The sequence below is a fragment of the Winogradskyella algicola genome, assembly GCF_005869935.1.
Lineage (GTDB): Bacteria > Bacteroidota > Bacteroidia > Flavobacteriales > Flavobacteriaceae > Winogradskyella > Winogradskyella algicola.
This window is the reverse complement of record NZ_SZQF01000005.1, coordinates 229239-247805: the sequence shown is the minus strand read 5'-3', so window position 1 is coordinate 247805 and position 18567 is coordinate 229239. Positions and strand designations below refer to the sequence as shown.

15 protein-coding genes are annotated in these 18567 nt (G+C 33.4%); 7 read left to right on the top strand and 8 right to left on the bottom strand.

All coding sequences use genetic code 11. The features are described 5' to 3' along the window. Nucleotides 1–22: 22 nt before the first annotated feature. From FC091_RS09880 to FC091_RS09860, 5 genes are all read right to left on the bottom strand, one after another. Nucleotides 23–2551 (bottom strand): TonB-dependent receptor domain-containing protein, encoded by a 2529-nt coding sequence (locus FC091_RS09880; RefSeq protein ID WP_138434114.1) that lies wholly within the window; start codon nt 2549–2551, stop codon nt 23–25. Between the two features lie 117 nt (nt 2552–2668). After that, the gene (locus tag FC091_RS09875) at nt 2669–3130 is read right to left on the bottom strand and encodes a hypothetical protein (protein ID WP_138434113.1); all 462 of its coding nucleotides are present in this window, start codon (nt 3128–3130) and stop codon (nt 2669–2671) included. Between the two features lie 10 nt (nt 3131–3140). Beyond that, on the bottom strand, nt 3141–3482 hold the full coding sequence (arsC, locus tag FC091_RS09870) for an arsenate reductase (glutaredoxin) (protein WP_138434112.1): 342 nt from the start codon (nt 3480–3482) through the stop codon (nt 3141–3143). A 46-nt stretch (nt 3483–3528) separates the two neighbouring features. After that, nucleotides 3529–4627, bottom strand: a protein-coding gene (prfB, locus tag FC091_RS09865; protein WP_138434111.1) for a peptide chain release factor 2 whose coding sequence is annotated in 2 segments (ribosomal slippage) — nt 3529–4563 and nt 4565–4627 — 1098 coding nt in all. Because the reading frame shifts where the segments join, the coding sequence is not laid out codon by codon here. A 140-nt stretch (nt 4628–4767) separates the two neighbouring features. Then, nucleotides 4768–5940 carry a hypothetical protein gene (locus tag FC091_RS09860; RefSeq protein ID WP_138434110.1) on the bottom strand — a complete coding sequence of 391 codons (1173 nt, stop codon included), beginning with the start codon at nt 5938–5940 and terminating at the stop codon, nt 4768–4770. 297 nt (nt 5941–6237) lie between these two features. On the opposite strand from FC091_RS09860, the gene FC091_RS09855 reads away from it, so the two are divergent. Together FC091_RS09855 and FC091_RS09850 are read left to right on the top strand one after the other, a co-directional pair. Continuing rightward, nucleotides 6238–7410 (top strand): ATP-grasp domain-containing protein, encoded by a 1173-nt coding sequence (locus FC091_RS09855; protein WP_138434109.1) that lies wholly within the window; start codon nt 6238–6240, stop codon nt 7408–7410. A gap of 31 nt (nt 7411–7441) precedes the next feature. Next, nucleotides 7442–8461, top strand: coding sequence for a threonine aldolase family protein (locus FC091_RS09850; protein ID WP_138434108.1), 1020 nt, complete (start codon nt 7442–7444; stop codon nt 8459–8461). Nucleotides 8462–8464: 3 nt separating this feature from the next. Here the strand turns inward: FC091_RS09850 and FC091_RS09845 are convergent, their stop codons facing one another. Continuing rightward, nucleotides 8465–8788 carry a YbaB/EbfC family nucleoid-associated protein gene (locus tag FC091_RS09845; RefSeq protein WP_138434107.1) on the bottom strand — a complete coding sequence of 108 codons (324 nt, stop codon included), beginning with the start codon at nt 8786–8788 and terminating at the stop codon, nt 8465–8467. 78 nt (nt 8789–8866) lie between these two features. Here FC091_RS09845 and FC091_RS09840 point away from each other — a divergent pair, with 78 nt between their 5' ends. The 3 genes from FC091_RS09840 (at nt 8867) to FC091_RS09830 (ending at nt 13498) form a co-directional block, all read left to right on the top strand. Further along, entirely contained in the window at nt 8867–10930 is a 2064-nt protein-coding gene (locus FC091_RS09840; protein ID WP_138434106.1) for a S9 family peptidase, read from the top strand. A gap of 68 nt (nt 10931–10998) precedes the next feature. Next, nucleotides 10999–12036: a PLP-dependent cysteine synthase family protein gene (locus tag FC091_RS09835; protein WP_138434105.1), complete on the top strand. Its 1038-nt coding sequence runs from the start codon at nt 10999–11001 to the stop codon at nt 12034–12036. A gap of 202 nt (nt 12037–12238) precedes the next feature. Beyond that, the gene (locus FC091_RS09830) at nt 12239–13498 is read left to right on the top strand and encodes an aminotransferase class I/II-fold pyridoxal phosphate-dependent enzyme (protein WP_138434104.1); all 1260 of its coding nucleotides are present in this window, start codon (nt 12239–12241) and stop codon (nt 13496–13498) included. Between the two features lie 54 nt (nt 13499–13552). On the opposite strand, the gene FC091_RS09825 is transcribed toward FC091_RS09830, so the two are convergent. Both FC091_RS09825 and FC091_RS09820 read right to left on the bottom strand, forming a co-directional pair. Beyond that, nucleotides 13553–14671, bottom strand: a complete 1119-nt coding sequence (locus FC091_RS09825) for a GNAT family N-acetyltransferase (RefSeq protein ID WP_138434103.1) — start codon at nt 14669–14671, stop codon at nt 13553–13555. A gap of 8 nt (nt 14672–14679) precedes the next feature. Next, nucleotides 14680–15654 carry a transporter gene (locus tag FC091_RS09820; protein ID WP_138434102.1) on the bottom strand — a complete coding sequence of 325 codons (975 nt, stop codon included), beginning with the start codon at nt 15652–15654 and terminating at the stop codon, nt 14680–14682. Nucleotides 15655–15757: 103 nt separating this feature from the next. On the opposite strand from FC091_RS09820, the gene FC091_RS09815 reads away from it, so the two are divergent. Both FC091_RS09815 and FC091_RS09810 read left to right on the top strand, forming a co-directional pair. Continuing rightward, complete coding sequence (locus tag FC091_RS09815) at nt 15758–16051, top strand: DUF4834 family protein (protein ID WP_138434101.1); 294 nt, start codon at nt 15758–15760, stop codon at nt 16049–16051. 76 nt (nt 16052–16127) lie between these two features. Beyond that, the gene (locus FC091_RS09810) at nt 16128–18560 is read left to right on the top strand and encodes a YfhO family protein (protein WP_138434100.1); all 2433 of its coding nucleotides are present in this window, start codon (nt 16128–16130) and stop codon (nt 18558–18560) included. The last annotated feature ends 7 nt before the right edge of the window (nt 18561–18567 follow it).

Here is an 18567-nt window from a genome sequence, read left to right as displayed (position 1 = left end):
TTGCTAAAATGCTATAGGTTTTTTATCCTTCAAAATCAAAATCATCACCATTGTTTCCGTTACCTCTTCCAGAACGATCGCGCTTGTTAAGTTGTTGGTTAAACCTGTAGATAACAGAAAAATTTATTTGTCTTTGTCTCCATTGCGAATCTCTAAAACGGTTAAAGAAATCTGTTGTGGTCACAGATTTACGTCGTCTGGAATTGAGTAAATCTCTCACGTTTAATGATAGGGTAAGACTGTTGTTAAAAAGTTCTTTACTGAGAGCTAAATCTATGGATAAGATGCCTTGGGTATCTGACTGTGCATCTTGCAATGCACCTCTGTAGTTTGCATTGGTTTGCCAGTCAATTTTCCATGGTAGAATCACCTTTGAGCTAAATCTTGCAAACCAACTTGTGTTTTTGGCACTGTAATCTACACCGTTAAATTCACCTTCTGTTTCAAACTGAAAAAAATTGAAACTAGAGTTTAGTCGTAGCCATTTAGCAGGATTGTACAATATACCTAGCTCGGCACCAGTTCTTGCGTTATTTGATAAGTTAATTGGTATGGTTCTAATAATATCTATACCATCTGTGGTTTGCTGACCTGTGTTTTCTTGGACACGCTCAAAAGAATCAGTTTCGTATTGGTAATATACAGACGTTGTTAGTGTAAAATCATCCCATCTTTTTAAATAACCAATATCAAAAGCACTTGCAAATGCAGGCTGTAAATTAGGATTTCCTTGAAAAACATTAGTTCTGCTAGAACGGGTAGGGAAAGGGTTTATAAACCAACCTCTTGGTCTGTTAATTCTTCGGTTATATCCAAAAGTGATACTTTCTTCAGAGTCTCTGTCATCATCTCCTAAATTGTAAATAATGTTTACAGTAGGAAAAAGACCTAGATAATTGTTGTCAAAATCTGTTTGTATAGGAAAACCAAAGGCTTCTACCAATTCATCATCAGTTAACCTAGAATCAATTTTTCCTTTTAGTTGCGTATGCTCTAATCGGAGTCCTAAAAGAAATGAGAATTTACCGAATTTAGAGCCATATTGTGTATAAACAGCATTTACATTTTCGTCATAATCAAAAATATTAGTAATGGTATCATTTACCACTAAGTTACCTGTGAGTATATTTTCTTGTTCTAGCCTATAATCTGTAATTTCATTTTCGAAATTACCTCTGTAGCCAGCTTCAAATCTAGAATCTTCACCTATTGGCAATACATAATCGGCTTGTAAAAGATACTCTTTTTGAACCTCTTCAGTAAATTCTTGTTCTTGTTGAAAAGGTTCTGGATCAGTTTGGTCGGTTGTGATATAATCCTCGTTAAGGTTGGTAAACCCATCTTCAGAGTCATTTTCATATTGAAAATCTGCTGTAAGTCTATGGTCGCTATCTTCTCCAAAACGCTTTACATAGTTCAGTGTTATCTGATAGCTGTTGTCTTGTTCAGTTTCTTTTTCGCGTCTCAAGGTCTCTTCAACAACAGTTCCGTCGTTAAATCGCTCACTGCTATTTAATGACAGATCTGCATCGCTTCCTAATCTATAAAACAAACCACCAGTTATGGATGATGATTCATCTATAAAGTATTCCATGCCTATGTTGGCGTTGTAATTTCTGTTAAGACGTTCTACATCTTGGTCTTCAATGATTCGTCTAAATTCTGGTTCTATAGTTTCACCATCTACCAAACGATCAAAATAAGTAACATCTGTAAAACTGGTTCTTGGTGCATCAAAATAGCGCCAACTCAGATTGGTAAATATGTTGAATTTCTCGGTTCTGTAATTAATAGAAGAATTAAGTCCTATATTATCAGGATTACCGATGGTGAAGTTGAATGATCCATTAAAGCCAAGTGTTTCTTTTTGTCTTAATATAATATTCAAAATACCGGCTGTACCTTCTGCATCATATCTAGCAGAAGGCGAGGTGATAACCTCAACACGTTCAATAGCTTCTGCGGGTAATTGACTTAACACATTAGTATCACCAAAACCTGCTAATGCAGAGGGTCTTCCGTTAATTAAAATTCTAACATTTTCGTTACCTCTAAGGCTTATCCCACCTTCTATATCAACAGAAACAGAAGGTACGTTATTTAAAGCATCACTCACTGTACCACCAGCTGTGGTTAAATCTTGTCCTATGTTGTAGACCTTTTTGTCTAGTTTTACTTCTACTGTTGTTTTTTCGGCAACTACGGTAACTTCGTCCAAAGAGGCTATGTCTAGAGCCAAGCTAACTGTACCTAGATTTATGGACTTATCTAGTTTTTTGTTTAAATATTCTTTTGGTTTGTATGAAATATACTCAACGTAAATGTTGTAGGTGCCAGGCTCTATGTTTAGCTTAAAGTTTCCATCAGTATCTGTAATACCACCTGTAATAACTTTGTCGCCTGACGTGTTTTTTATGGTTATTGTAGCATATTCGAGCGGAATATTAGTGCCTTCTTCGACAACTTTACCCTCAATTTTTATATCCTTTTGAGCAAAAGATAATGAGAAATTAAACAGTAAGATTAGGAATAGGGGTAAATATATTTTCATCACAAGTGGTTAGTAGTTTTGCTTTTTAGATGAGCAAAGTTACTTTTACTTGCGCCCCATAAGGTTAATCTTATGTTAAAGGAAAATATGGATTTTCAATTTTAGAATAGTTGTTAGCTATTGGTTTTTATCTTTCTTTTTCTTTTTACGTTTTTTCTTTTTCTTCTTAACCTCATCTTCATCAAAGTCACCTTTAATCATGTTTTTAATTTTGGTCATATCATTTTCTGATATTAACTCTTCTAGGTCTTTAAAGTGAGATTCATCTAATTTTTTTATGGCTTGATCTCTGTCGAAAATGCGCTCGTACTTTACTTTTAAGACTTCCTTTTTAGCTTCAAAGTAAGAATTAAGATATTGTTTAATAATTTCTTTTTGAAAATCATCAGCCTCTAGTGTTGTTATGAAATTTGCAATAAATTCATCTTTACGCTCTTCTAACTTTTGTTCATATTTTGCTATTTCTTCTTCTGTTGGTTCTCGGTTAACTATGGGATTTCCCATTCGATCTCTACGAGTTTGAGCTTGTATGCTAAAACCCAAGAGTAGTGCTAAAGTTAATAATATTATTTCTCTCATGATTATAGAATTATATGATATCTAGTATTAATTCTTTTGGTCTGCCTATTACAGCTTTGTTGCTATGAACAACAATAGGTCTTTCTATTAATTTGGGATGCTCAACCATGGCATTAATGATTTGCGCGTCTGATAATTCTTTGTTTTTATAGTCTGATTTCCAAATAGCTTCGTTTTTTCTAATTAGATCAATTGGTTTTATCCCTAATTTAGAGATAATCTCAGTAAGGGCTTCCTTATCTAATAAATCATCAAGGTATTTTATAATTTCAAAAGTTTTTCCAGATTCTTCTAGTAGGGTTAGACCTTCTCTAGATTTTCTACATCTTGGATTATGGTAAATTGTTATCATACGATTAATTGTTCAATTTTTATGCCAATAGTTTTCTAAAAATTCATTATTCATCACTTTTTTGTCCCATCATCATAAGGTATGCTTTTAAAAATGTCTCTAAATCACCATCCATAACAGCGTCAACATTACCAGTTTCGTGTGCTGTACGCACATCTTTAACCAATTTGTAAGGATGCATAACATAGTTTCTGATCTGGCTTCCCCATTCAATCTTCATTTTGCTAGCTTCAATATCTTCGCGTTGTGCCATTTGTTTTTGAAGTTCTATCTCATATAATTGAGATTTAAGCATTTGCATTGCCCTAGCTCTGTTATCGTGCTGAGAACGCGTTTCTGAACATTGAATTTGTATTCCAGTTGGCTTATGTAATAGTTGAACTTTTGTTTCTACTTTATTTACATTTTGCCCACCAGCTCCACTAGATCGTGCTGTTGTTATTTCTATATCTGCAGGATTTATCTCTATTTCTATAGAATCATCAACTAATGGATATACATATACTGAAGCAAAACTTGTATGACGTTTTGCATTGCTATCAAAAGGTGAAATTCTTACCAAACGATGTACCCCGTTTTCGCCTTTTAACCATCCAAAAGCATAATCACCTTCAATTTCTAATGTAACTGTTTTAATACCAGCGACATCACCTTCTTGATGATTGAGCTCTTTGACTTTAAAACCGCTTTTTTCAGCATACATTAAGTACATGCGCATGAGCATACTTGCCCAATCACACGATTCTGTACCACCAGCGCCAGCTGTTATTTGTAAAACAGCACTTAAGCTATCGCCTTCTTCAGAAAGCATGTTTTTGAACTCAAGCTTTTCTATAGCATTAACAGCTTTTTCAAATCGATTCTTTACATCTTCCAAAGAGGCTTCATCTTCTTTGTAGAATTCGTAGATAACTTCTAAATCTTCAAAAAGTGTGTTAGCAGCATTAAAATCGTTAACCCAACTTTTCTTTTCTCTTATAGATCGCATTACCTGTTCGGCTTTTTTTGAATCGTTCCAAAAGGTGGGGTCAAAGGTTTGTTCTTCTTCGTTGGTAATTTCTATGAGCTTAGTATCTAAGTCAAAGATATTGTCTAAGTATGTCTAGACGGGAATTAAGATCTTTTATTTGATCTGATGTTACCATAAATATATAAGTTTATGCAAATATAATAGCCATACATAAAAGTGCCATAATTTTTGAAAAGCTTTTTGTACAGAAATAAAAAACCGCCCAAGTTTAACTTAGACGGTTTATGTTCTTTAAAGTTTGGAATCAATGAGTGATTACCACCACCAGCAGTAGTAAGTTGGAGGCTCATATTCACATAATTCTCCACCAGCAGTACTTGTACCACTGACTACTTCAACAACGCCACGCTTGTAACCTGGTCCTATGTTTAAGTGACAGTTAACTTTAAACTTTGTGTAGTAGCAGTTACCTACATATACATAAATCCACTTACCAAAAGTACCGTTATGGTTTGCACCACTAACAGCCATCTCATCGTCTTGACCTACAACACCGTCAAATATCTTAACAGCATAGCAAGTGTTTTCGTAACGTTGGTATAATCTTACTCTGTAATCGTTGTGCCAATCCCATTTAAAAGTTATTTGGTCTACTTTACCGATACAATCATTACATTCTGGTTCTGGTATATCTCTTGAAATTAATAATGCTTGTACATTATCGAAATCTGCAGGAATTAAAAGAATTCCAACTTTTTCTCCACATCCAGGTGTATAACCTTCACCATTTGCTACTGCTGCATCATAAATTTCATCTCCTAAAGCATTATCAGTAACTCTATTCCAATCGCCAGGAACTGGTGTTAAGAAATCTGTGAAGTCGTTATTAAATGGACCTTCAATGAGTCTCCAAATAGCATATTGTACATGGCCATAAGTGTATTGTGATCCTGTGATGTCTATGTTGTTCAAAATCCAGTTAACTTTATCAAAATTTTGTGGATTTGTGTAAACATCTTCAAATGCTCCTCCTGCTAAAATAGAAGAATCATAAGTAGATACTGGTGTAAAATCAATAAAGTCATCATCAGCACCTAAACTAGGTAATCTATCAGAACAATAAGCTTGTATAACATCAGCACCATCTATAGAAATGTCAAAATAACCATTGTTACCTGGTTTATTTAAAACCTCGATGTTTACTGAACTTCCAAAACCAGTATCTAGTAAGTCTGGAGTACAATCTGTATTGTTGCTTCCATAGCTTTCTCCACTTATTGTGAAGCCTTCAGATGGGGAAACAAGGTCTTCGCTTCTTTCGTTGAACATTAATTCCTTGTCTTCTTCACCATCTGATACAACCATCCCTTTTTCATCAAATCTTAAGGCGGCCTGTTGCTGGCTTTCAATGTCTTGGGTGCTTTCTTTTTGACATGAGGCAAAAATTACAAGCACTGCAAGCAATACTAATTTAGTAATGTGTTTCATAATTATTAATTTAGGTTAATAGCATTAATATTTTTGTAAAAGTATTTGTTAAAAGTGTTAACATGCTAAAAAATTGACGAAATAGAAGATTTATTAGTTGAATAGATGAACGTCAAATTTAATCGACATATCAACATTTTTTTGCAAAACTGAATTAGTATTCCATTTGTCGAAGAAAATTTTAAATGGTATTTAATTATTTAATTTTGAACAGATTTTTTGAAATAAAGATAAAGATCCATGTATATGTGCTTTTTGTGTTCTTAATACTTATGAGCTTGCTCCAAATTTTAGTTAATGAATAATAAACTCAACACTATTTCTGTACTTATCCCTGATGGTGAAACCACCTTAGTTTCTAATGTGGTGCACAGTCTATCGCTTGTTGAGGGTGTAAAGATTTATGTCTTGTCTTCTCATAAGAGGCGGTATTTTAAATATTCCATAGATAATAATTGTTTTAAGCGTTCACGCTTTATTGAAAAATTTATCCATTACAAAAACACCACACCTGAGGAATGGATAGAGAAAATAGATGCAACAGTTGAAGACTTTAGCATAGACCTTATCATGCCAATTTTTGATGTTAGCACCAAGAGAATTTTAGAACACATTAACAGACTTAAAAATAAATCTAAGCTTTGTTCTCTACCTAATCTTTCTAACTTTGAAACTGCTCTACATAAAGATCTGTTATACTTTTTTTTAAAGTCTAATAATTTACCTTGTCCTGATAGTGTTGTTATAAATTCAAATCTTGATTATAGTACAGTTTGTTTGAATTTTCCTTTAGTAGCAAAGCCAACTTTTGGTTTCAATGGTGGAATGGGTGTAAGGTTTGTTAAAAGTAGGGGAGAGTTATTAGATTATGTTAATAAAAATAGTATAGATTATCCTGTACTGCTACAAAAGTTTATTGAAGGCTTTGATGTAACATGTAATGTATTGTGTAATAACGGCAAAATTGAAGCCTACACAATGCAAAAAGCTGCTTTGGTTAAAAGTGTTAAAGTAACCCCTCAGCATGAATTCAGTTTTTTTCATGATGATGCCCTCTTGGAATTAATGAGGGATTTAATGAAGGCTTTAAACTGGTCTGGTGTTGCCAACATAGATTTTAGATATGATAAAACAGACAACACTTATAAAGTCATCGAAATTAACCCAAGATTTTGGCTTAATACAGAAGCATCAGCTTTAGCTGGAGTTAATTTTCCATACTTATATTGCTTGTCTACCTTAAATAAAGAAATTGAATTTAGAGCTGTTAAAAGTGGTACTTTTTTACACCTTAAAGCTTTGGTTAAACGCCTCAAAAGAAATCCATTTTTAATTTTTAATATTAACTACTTATACAACAGTACACCATTTAGATTTATAATAAAAGATCCTTTAGTTTTATGGTGTAAGTTTATGTGGCGAACCAATAACATTATATCTTCAAAAATTCTAAAAAAGAAAATGTCTTAGAATATTATCTTTACAAAAGATAAATAAGTTTATGATAATAGATTTAAGAAGCGACACGGTTACAAAACCAACAAAAGACATGTTAAAAGCTATGATGTCTGCACAAGTTGGTGATGACGTTTATAAAGAAGACCCTTCAGTAAACACTCTCGAAGAGCGACTAGCAGATATGTTTGGTATGGATAAAGCATTGTTTTTTCCTACAGGAAGTATGGCCAATCAAGCAGCGTTAAAGCTACACACCAATCCTGGCGAACAAGTTATTTGTGATAAATATGCTCACATCTATAATTATGAAGGCGGAGGCGCCTCATTTAATAGTGGAATATCTTGTAAATTAATAAATGGGCATCGTGGTATGTTTAATGCAGAACAGGCAGAGGCTGCAATAAACCCACCAGATTTTTACCATAGTCCATTAACGTCTCTAATAGCCATTGAGAATACTACAAACAAAGGTGGTGGTGCATGTTGGGATTATGAAGAACTAAAAAAAATTAAGCAAGTTGCTGATAGGCATAAATTAGGTTATCATCTAGATGGCGCAAGACTTTGGAATGCACTTGTCGTAAAAAAGGAAAATCCTAAACAATTTGGGCAATTATTCGATACTATATCTGTTTGTTTAAGTAAAGGATTAGGCTGTCCAATAGGATCTGTGCTCATTGGAAAAAAAGAGCTTATGGATGGTGCTTTACGGGTAAGAAAAATTCTTGGTGGTGGAATGCGACAAGTTGGTTATTTAGCTGCAGCTGGGCTTTATGCTCTAGACAACCACGTAGAACGTTTAAGCGAAGACCATAAAAAGGCAAAAGAGATAGGAGAGGTTTTATCTCAATTGCACTATATCAAAAAAGTTGAGCCAATAGAAACTAATATTGTCATTTTTGAGGTAGATGATACAATCAGCGAAGCAGAATATCTTAATAAACTAAAAGAAAAAAACATACATATTATTGGTATGGGAAGTAATAAACTGCGTATGGTTACGCATTTAGATTACACCAACAATATGCATGAAGAAGTTTTGAAAACCCTTAAAAACTTATAAAAACTATTTAAACATATCCATACCTGTTATGTTTGGCATGCCTTCTTTAGCAACTGCGGCGATTTCAGTTTCGTTTACATTTGTTGCATTTTCAATGGCTTTATTTAGAGTTAGGATAAGATAATCTTCAAGCATTTCTTTGTCTTTTAGTAACTCATCATCAATTGAAATAGATTTAATTGTTCTATTTGCAGTAATCGTTACCTTCAACTTATTATCACTACTAGTTTCGTCAATTAAAACTGTATTCAAACGTTCCTTAGTTTCCTCAACTTTTTTTTGAGCTTCTTTTAATTTGCTCATCATTCCCATCATATCTCCAAACATATCTTTGTCTTTTAAAAATTACGATGCAAAATTACTAAATTGCGCCACTTTTTTAGATTAAAATTTTCTTAAAACAATATGAGTAAAAACTCTGCGGTAAATCCGCCAATAGCCAAAAAGATACCTCACCAATTAGAAAAACATGGTGATGTGAGAGTTGATAATTACTTCTGGATGAAAGATAGAGAACATCCTGAAGTTATCAATTACTTAAAAGCCGAAAATGCTTATTGTGATGCTCAAATGGCACATACCAAAGCATTTCAAAAGGATTTATTTGAAGAAATGAAGGCCAGAATAAAAGAAGACGATTCTTCTGTGCCCTATAAATACAACGGTTATTGGTACATCACAAGATTTGAAAAAGGTAAGGATTATCCTATTTATACCAGAAAAAAAGAATCTCTTGAAAACCCTGAAGAATTATTGTTTGACTGTAATAAAATGGCAGAAGGGCAAAGCTATTTTAAACTTGTAGGTATAAGTATTAGTCCGGATAACAAAAAAGTGTCTTATGGTATAGACACAAGTGGTAGAAGACAATACACCATTCAGGTTAAAGATATAGCAACTCACAAAGTATATAAAGATAGTATTGAAAACACAACAGGATCTTCGACTTGGGCAAATGACAACGAAACTTTGTTTTACACACTAAAAGACCCAATAACCCTTAGAGCATATCAAATCTTTAGACATAAACTAGGTTCTAAAGAAGAAGATACTTTAATCTTTCAAGAAGGAGATGAAACCTTCGGAACGACAGTTTACAAATCAAAGTCAAGAAAATATATCATCATTGCATGTTACAGTACTTTAACTAATGAATACCATATTCTTAATGCAGATAATCCTGATGGTAAATTTGAAGTTTTTCAACCTCGTGTAAGAGGCTTGGAGTATAGTATTTCGCACTATAATGGTTATTTCTATATTCTTACAAATAAAGATAAAGCGACTAACTTTAAATTAATGAAATGCCCAGAAAAAAACAGATCATTAGATCAGTGGGAAGAAGTCATACCACATAGAAAAGAAGTGCTCTTAGAAAACATAGATATTTTTAAAAATTATCTCGTAGTTAGTGAGCGTGATAACGGACTTAATAAAATTAGGATAATACGTTGGGATAATAAACAAGATTATTATCTGCCATTTGATAACGAAACTTATACTGCATACACCACAACTAATGTAGAATTTGATACAGAGACGTTGCGTTATGCTTACAATGCTTTAACAACGCCTGCCTCTGTTATAGAATTTAACATGAAAACTAAAACTAAAAAAGTATTAAAAGAGCAAGAAGTTTTAGGCGGAAAATTTAATAAAGAAAACTACACATCTGAGCGAATATGGGCAACAGCAGATGACGGAACTAAAATACCAATGTCAATAGTGTATAAAAAAGGAATAAAAAAAGATGGAAATAACCCGTTATTACAATATGCTTATGGTAGTTATGGTTCTACTGTAGATCCTTATTTTTCATCCATACGTCTAAGCTTACTAGACAGAGGTTTTATATATGTAATAACGCACGTTAGAGGTGGTGAGTATTTAGGTAGACAATGGTATGAAGATGGAAAACTTTTAAAGAAAAAAAACACATTCTCAGATTTTATAGCGTGTTCAATTCACTTAATTAAAGAACGATATACATCTTCAAAGCATTTGTATGCTATGGGAGGAAGTGCTGGTGGCTTATTAATGGGAGCAATTATTAATATGGCACCAGAACTTTATAATGGGATTATTTCAGCTGTACCTTTTGTAGATGTTGTTACTACGATGTTAGATGATTCAATTCCACTGACAACAGGTGAGTACGATGAATGGGGAAATCCTAATGATAAACTATACTATGAATACATCAAATCTTACTCACCATATGATAACATAGAAATAAAAGACTATCCAAACATGTTAGTTACAGCGGGTTTACACGATTCTCAAGTGCAATATTGGGAACCGGCAAAGTGGGTTGCCAAGCTAAGAGATCTAAAAACAGATGATAACAAACTTTATCTAAAAACTAATATGGAAGCTGGTCATGGTGGTGCTTCGGGACGTTTTGAAAGCATAAAAGAAGATGCAGAAGAATTCGCCTTTCTGTTAGATTTAGAAGGTATTTCGAGTTGATTTAAAAAAAAATCATTAGTTTTGCGAGGTTTTAGAGTGTATTTTTTACGCCTAATTAAATAGCATTTATGGACAAAAACAAAAATGTATTTGATAACGTATTACAACTTATTGGTAGTACACCACTTATCAAGTTAAATAAAATGACCGCAGGCTTCAAAGGCAAATTTTATGCTAAAGTAGAAGCTTTTAATCCAGGTCATTCCTCAAAAGACAGAATCGCACTACATATTATTGAAGAAGCTGAACGTCAAGGTATTCTAAGACCAGGCGATACTATCATAGAAACTACGTCTGGTAATACAGGATTCAGTATAGCAATGGTAAGCATCATAAAAGGTTATGAATGTATTTTGGCTGTAAGTTCTAAATCCTCAGCAGATAAAATAGATATGCTAAGATCTATGGGTGCTAAAGTATATGTATGTCCTGCCCACGTTAACGCTGACGATCCAAGATCTTACTATCAAGTGGCAAAGCGACTACACGAAGAGATAAAAGGGTCTATATACATCAATCAATATTTCAATCAATTAAATATTGACGCGCATTACAATTCTACAGGTCCAGAAATCTGGAATCAGACCAATGGCGAGATTACACATTTGGTTGCTTGCAGTGGTACAGGAGGAACCATTTCTGGAATTGCAAAGTATCTTAAAGAGCAAAATCCAAACGTAAAAATAATTGGTGTAGATGCTTATGGTTCTGTATTACAGAAATATCATGAGACAAGAGAGTTTGATGAAAAAGAGATTTACCCTTACAGAATTGAAGGTCTAGGTAAAAATCTAATACCAACAGCTACAGATTTCGATGTTATCGACAGATTTATAAAAGTAACTGATGAAGAAAGTGCTCATACAGCAAGAGAGGTATCTAATACTGAAGGGTTATTTGTTGGTTACACGAGTGGTGCTGCAATGCAAGCTGTAAAGCAATTAAACGAAGAAGGAGAGTTTAAGCCAACAGATAAAATTGTTATTGTTTTCCCAGATCATGGTTCGCGTTATATGAGTAAGGTTTACAGTGATAAATGGATGGAAGACCAAGGATTCTTTGATAGTAAAAACGAAGTTTCTACGACAATCCAATATATAAAGTAAATAATTAACTAAAAATATAGAGCCTGCCTGCTTAAGGTGGGCTTTTTTATGTTTAAAACTTAGTGAATAGTTAGGTTAAATATTATTATGCAATCATAATAATATTGCCTAATTTTGCTTCAACTAATAAAACTAATATAATGTTAACTTCTGTTTTAATACCTTAACGTTAGGATAGAAGAATTAATAGCAATCGCAACGTATGAAGGATTTATTTGAAAAGATTTATCGAGATAAGGGACCTTTGGGAAAATGGGCTGCTAAGGCAGAAGGTTATTTTGTCTTTCCAAAGTTAGAAGGAGAAATTTCGAATAGAATGAAATTTCAAGGAAAAGAAGTGATCACTTGGAGTATAAATGACTACCTAGGTCTAGCGAATCATCCAGAAGTAAGAAAGGTAGATGCTGAGGCTGCTGCTAAATATGGTTCTGCATACCCTATGGGAGCGCGTATGATGTCTGGTCATACAGATTTACACGAACAGTTACAAAATGAACTTGCTGAATTTGTTAATAAAGAAGCTGCTTATTTGTTAAACTTTGGTTATCAAGGTATTATGTCAACCATAGACGCTTTAGTTGCTAAAGATGATATCATTGTTTATGATGTAGATGCGCATGCATGCATCATTGATGGTGTTCGTTTGCATATGGGTAAGCGTTTTACATACAAGCATAATGATGTTGAGAGCTTAGAGAAAAACCTTGAGAGAGCTACAAAAATGGCTGAGCAAACTGGTGGTGGAATTTTAGTGATTTCTGAAGGTGTATTCGGTATGCGTGGTGAGCAAGGTAGATTAAAAGAAATTGTACAATTAAAAAAGAAATTCAATTTTAGACTCTTAGTAGACGATGCACATGGTTTTGGAACTTTAGGTGCTACTGGTGCTGGTGCGGGTGAGGAGCAAGGTGTACAAGACGATATAGATGTCTATTTTGCTACTTTTGCGAAGTCTATGGCTAGTACTGGTGCATTTATAGCTGGGGACAAAGAGATTATAGACTTTTTAAAGTATAATTTACGTTCTCAGATGTTTGCTAAGTCATTACAAATGACACTAACTGTTGGTGCATTAAAACGACTAGACATGTTACGTACCATGCCAGAATTAAAGCAAAATCTTTGGACAATTGTAAATGCGTTACAGTCTGGTTTAAAAGAACGTGGTTTTGATATCGGAACAACACAAAGTTGTGTTACTCCTGTATATTTAAAAGGAAGTATTCCTGAAGCTATGGCTTTAGTAAAAGATCTTCGTGAAAATCACGGAATATTCTGTTCTATAGTAGTTTACCCTGTAATACCTAAAGGATTAATTCTATTGAGAATGATTCCTACTGCAACACATACTTTGCAAGATGTAAAAGAAACCTTAGATGCTTTTGATGCTATTAGAGAGCGTTTAGAAAATGGTACTTACAAAAAAATGTCTGCGGCATTAACTGCTGCAATGGGAGAATAATTCTTTTAAGTTAAAAATATAAAAGGCTTTGTTTAATTACAGAGCCTTTTTCTTTTATAAATCTTTTCTGAATGTTTTTCGACGCTTATAAACAACAGGATCAAAGTGTTTCCATATTTTATGAATAGCTTCATTGTCCTCTAATTCTGGTGTTCTGAAGCAAGTTTCAATACCTTTTTCGGTAAAGGTTTCATAGTATTCGTTAAAAATAACGGCATGAACACCTTTATTTTGATAGTCTGGATGTATTCCAATTAAATAAAAAATTACGTCTTTACTATTTTTCTTGGCTTTTAAAATATGTCTAAATCCAAACGGAAATAGTTTGCCTTTTGCTTTTTGAAGCGCCTCAGCAAACTTTGGCATTACAATAGCAAAACCAATCAATTTATCGTTTTCGTCTACAACAAACTTTATATATTCAGGATTAACAAAACTGATAAACTTCTTTTTAAAATATTCTTTTTGAATATCTGTAATTTCAACGAATGACGATAAAGATGCATAGCTTTCGTTGAACAAATCAAACATTTTATCTGCATAAGGCATTACTTCTTCAGTCTTTGTGAACTTTAAAGCTCTTAGTTTATATCTACGCTTTATAAGTTCTTGAGCCTTTTTAAATGTTTCTGGTTTTACGTTCTTAAAAGGAAATGTACTTTCTGAATATGCTTTTTCAATAGCATAACCATGAGCCGTATAATGATTTACATAATACGGATGATTGTACCAAGTTATCATTGGTGCAATGCTGTCAAAACCTTCGGTCATAACACCAACCTTGTCAAGGTTAGAAAACCCGACAGGTCCTTCGGTATATTCAAGATTATGATTGCGTCCAATATTTTCAACGGTATCTAATAAAGCTTTGCTGACTTCCATATCATCAACAAAATCAAACCAACCAAAGCGCATTTTTTTTATTTGCTGTTTATTAACTTCTAGCCAATTTACAATCGCAGCTATTCTTCCAACGACGGTATTTCCTTTATAAGCTAAGAAAAACCTAGCTTCAGCATCTTTAAATATTGGGTTTTTATCCTTGTTAAACGTTTCTAATTCTTGCTTTATAATTGGCGGAACCCAGTATTTTGAGTCTTTATAAAGTGAAAACGGAAACTTTACAAAGGTTTTTAGGCCTTTTTTATCGGTTACTTCTTTAACTGTAATCATGTAGAAATTTATAAGCCATCAGAGTCAAAATCATCTTCTTTTTTCTTCTTCTTTTTCTTTTTTCGTTTTTTCTTAAAATTACCTGTGTTACCATTACCATTGTCAATTTCCTTGTCTTTATGAAAATCTAATCGGTAAGACGCTCCAAATGCAATATTGAAAACTGAAGGCGTGTCTTTGGTGTTAAAAGCAATATTGGCATCTAGTTGAAAATTCTTGTCCCATAAATAAGCGCCACCAACTCTAAAAATATTGTCAGCATAGAAGTCACTGTTTATACCTTGTGCTTCACCAAATACAACCCATTGAGGTGTGAATGAATGCGTAAGTGTGAAAATGTATTGAAAATCAGAAAAATCAGAACCAATTCTATCTTTTATTAAGTTCATAACAAATACCCATCCACCATTAAAGTTGTTTTGGGTTGCGATCATTACTTTAGGACTAAATCCTTCAACATCTGGTGCAGTGTAAGGATTGTTTTTTGTATCGAAATTTGCGCCAGCATAAACAGAAACAGCTGGTATCAGGGATTTCCACTGAAATTTTCTGTTTGCATGATAACTGTATAGGTTAGGCTTAGCTTCTTCAGCATTTTTATACGGATCGTAAACTAGATATTTTGCACCTAAGGTTAAGTTTCTAAAATTAGCACGCTTGTCTTCAAAAGGTACAGAAGCACTATTGTTGGTAAAAGTATCGTTTTGATAAACACCATCTAAAGAAATTTCGAGTTGTTCAAATAATAGGCCATATCTAATTGAAAAGTCTATTCCAAAACCTGATACTTCATATTGTAAAGGCGTATGCTCTTCTTTTACAGTAAAAGCTCCTATTTCGGCTTGTACAACATTAGTGCCTACTGAAAACGCACTTTCTGAAACACCTGGACGGTTAGAGTTAATAACTTCTGTGTACTGAGCATTTGATATATTGTAGGTTAGTGCTGTAAGCAGAATAAAAAGGGGTTTGACAACTCTCATAGTTTCTTGGTTTAGGTTCAAATATATAGATTTTATAGATTTTTTAAGGAAATATATCGGAATATAAGTAAGTATAATTGTATTTTTGGACATTACTTTCTTTATGGTACACGAAGCATCTCTTATGGGATTATTGAGAACAATATTAATTATTCTTCTAGTTTGGTATGGGCTGAAGATTCTAGCAAGACTTTTTGCACCTTTTCTTATGAAATATGTTGCCAAAAAAGCCGAAGAACGCTTTGGACAGCAATTTGGTGGATTTCAAAATCAGTCACAGCAACATAACGAGCAAAAACGTAGAGAAGGTGAAACTGTCATAGACAAGATGCCAAATCGTCAAAAAACTTCTAATGACGAAGTAGGTGAGTATATAGACTACGAAGAAATAGATTGATTTTAATGGTCTCAAATTTGAGATTGTCATTAAATTTTAAGTACTTTTCAATCTGAATTATTTTAGATACTTTTTCATGTCATTTTCATTCAAACGAATTTTACCACACATCCTTGTTCTTTTAGGGTTTGTAATATTATCATTAGCCTATTTTAGTCCGGTTTTACAAGGCAAAAAAATATTTCAAAGTGATATAATGCACTACATTGGTATGGCACAACAACAAAAAGACTTTGCGCAATCTACTGGTGAAGAAACGTATTGGACTAACAGTGCATTTGGTGGTATGCCAACATATCAACTGGGAGCTCAGTATCCACACAATTACATCAAAAAACTTGATTTAGCATTACGATTTTTACCAAGACCAGCAGATTATCTGTTCCTCTATTTCGTTGGATTTTATATTTTGCTTTTATCTCTTAAGGTTGATTTTAAACTTTCAGCACTTGGTGCTTTAGCTTTTGGTTTTTCAACCTATCTCATTATAATTTTAGGTGTAGGGCATAATGCCAAGGCGCATGCAATTGCTTATATGCCGATGGTTTTAGCGGGAATTATTCTCACTTTTAGAAAAAGATATATTCTCGGGTTTTTACTAACTGTTATTGCTTTAGGGTTAGAGATTGTTGCCAATCACTTTCAGATGACCTACTATCTTTTGTTTTTGGTCATAATTTTGGGAATAGTATATTTAATTGATGCTTACAAAAAGAAAGTTTTACCTCATTATTTTAAGTCGGTTGGATTATTGACAATTGCTGCTCTGCTAGCTGTTGGGCTTAATGCAACTAACTTAATGGCAACACAAGAGTATGCTAAAGAAAGCATGCGAGGTAAAAGTGAACTCACCATAAATCCTGACGGTTCAGCAAAAGAAGCTACTTCCGGTTTAGACAAGGATTACATTACAGAATATAGTTACGGTCTTGCAGAGACATTCAATTTATTCATTCCTCGTTTTATGGGAGGTGGAAATACAGAAGACATCGGTAAAAACTCTGAAACCTACAAAACTTATGTAACCATGGGAGCCTCACCAATTGAGGCATTAGAACTTTCTAAAAATGCACCAATGTATTGGGGAAATCAACCTATTGTAGAAGCTCCGGCTTATGTAGGTGCGGTAATTTTATTCTTGTTTGTTCTTGGCTTGTTCTTGGTAAAAGGAAGGTTGAAATGGTGGTTGGTAGCTGGTACAATCTTCTCGTTGTTGTTGTCTTACGGAAAAACAGAACCATTCGGTTTTATAACAAACTTCTTTATAGATAATGTACCACTTTATGATAAATTTAGAGCTGTTACCTCTATACAAGTATTGCTTGAGTTATGTGTGCCTGTACTTGGTGTTTTTGCTTTAGTTCGATTGTTTAATGATTTTGAAAAGGAAGAACAAAAAGTAAAAGCACTAAAATATACAGTTGCAATTACGGGTGGTTTATGCCTTATATTCTTACTGTTTAAATCTGTATTTTTTGATTTTGAAAGTTTCAGAGATCAAGGTATACCAGAAATGTTGGTAGATGCTTTAATTGAAGACAGAAAAGCTCTGTTTAATTCTGATACAATAAGATCTTTAGTCTTAGTATTGTTATCTGCTGGAACAATTTATTTCTTCTTGAAGAAAAAAATAACTCAAAATATAGTAGTTGTTGTTTTCGCTGTTTTAATTCTTTTTGACTTGGTGTCATTTAACAGAAACTATGTTAATAACGATGATTTCGTTTCAGCATTAAAAGTAGATAGACCATATCAGCCTAATGCAGCAGATAAAGAAATATTAAAGGATAAAGGTCATTACAGAGTGCTAGATATGTCTACTCAAGGACAACGCCAACCAGCACGAGCGGCTTATTTTCATAATTCGTTATTCGGTTATCATGCTGCCAAGCTAGGACGCTATAATGATTTAATGGAGTTTCATATTTACAATAACAATATGAATGTGCTTAATATGCTTAATACCAAGTATATTATTGCAGAAGATCAAGGGCAGATATTTCCTTATGAAAATCCTGACGCTAATGGTAATGCTTGGTTTGTTGGTGAGTTAGAAGAATTATCAAATGCCAATGAAGAAATTAAGGCTTTAGATAGTTTGAATACCAAACAAAAGGCAGTTACTACGATGTCTGAATATAGTAGTTATCCCGAAAGTTCAAAATTCAAAATAGACTCAACAGCTTCAATCGAGCTTAAAGAATTTAAGCCTAATTACCTTAAATACGAATCTAATAATACAAACAATGGTTTTGCTGTCTTCTCTGAAATCTATTATAAAGATGGTTGGAATGCCTATATCGATGGTGAGTTAAAACCGCATATTAGAGTTAATTATGTGTTACGAGGTATGGAAATCCCGGCAGGTAAACACACTATTGAGTTTAAGTTTGAACCACAAGTTGTAGAAACAGGAAGTAAAATAGCCTTAGCAAGTTCTGCTATTTTAGGTGTTTTAGTGTTGTTAGGTGTATTTCTTCAGTTTAAGAAAGAAAAAGAAGTTGTGTAGCTCTTCT

Bases quoted from the DNA above. Each gene is read 5' to 3' on its own strand.
- FC091_RS09880 (WP_138434114.1), bottom strand. From the start codon at position 2,551: ATGAAAATATATTTACCCCTATTCCTAATCTTACTGTTTAATTTCTCA.
- FC091_RS09875 (WP_138434113.1), bottom strand. From the start codon at position 3,130: ATGAGAGAAATAATATTATTAACTTTAGCACTACTCTTGGGTTTTAGC.
- arsC (WP_138434112.1), bottom strand. From the start codon at position 3,482: ATGATAACAATTTACCATAATCCAAGATGTAGAAAATCTAGAGAAGGT.
- FC091_RS09860 (WP_138434110.1), bottom strand. From the start codon at position 5,940: ATGAAACACATTACTAAATTAGTATTGCTTGCAGTGCTTGTAATTTTT.
- FC091_RS09855 (WP_138434109.1), top strand. From the start codon at position 6,238: ATGAATAATAAACTCAACACTATTTCTGTACTTATCCCTGATGGTGAA.
- FC091_RS09850 (WP_138434108.1), top strand. From the start codon at position 7,442: ATGATAATAGATTTAAGAAGCGACACGGTTACAAAACCAACAAAAGAC.
- FC091_RS09845 (WP_138434107.1), bottom strand. From the start codon at position 8,788: ATGTTTGGAGATATGATGGGAATGATGAGCAAATTAAAAGAAGCTCAA.
- FC091_RS09840 (WP_138434106.1), top strand. From the start codon at position 8,867: ATGAGTAAAAACTCTGCGGTAAATCCGCCAATAGCCAAAAAGATACCT.
- FC091_RS09835 (WP_138434105.1), top strand. From the start codon at position 10,999: ATGGACAAAAACAAAAATGTATTTGATAACGTATTACAACTTATTGGT.
- FC091_RS09830 (WP_138434104.1), top strand. From the start codon at position 12,239: ATGAAGGATTTATTTGAAAAGATTTATCGAGATAAGGGACCTTTGGGA.
- FC091_RS09825 (WP_138434103.1), bottom strand. From the start codon at position 14,671: ATGATTACAGTTAAAGAAGTAACCGATAAAAAAGGCCTAAAAACCTTT.
- FC091_RS09820 (WP_138434102.1), bottom strand. From the start codon at position 15,654: ATGAGAGTTGTCAAACCCCTTTTTATTCTGCTTACAGCACTAACCTAC.
- FC091_RS09815 (WP_138434101.1), top strand. From the start codon at position 15,758: ATGGTACACGAAGCATCTCTTATGGGATTATTGAGAACAATATTAATT.
- FC091_RS09810 (WP_138434100.1), top strand. From the start codon at position 16,128: ATGTCATTTTCATTCAAACGAATTTTACCACACATCCTTGTTCTTTTA.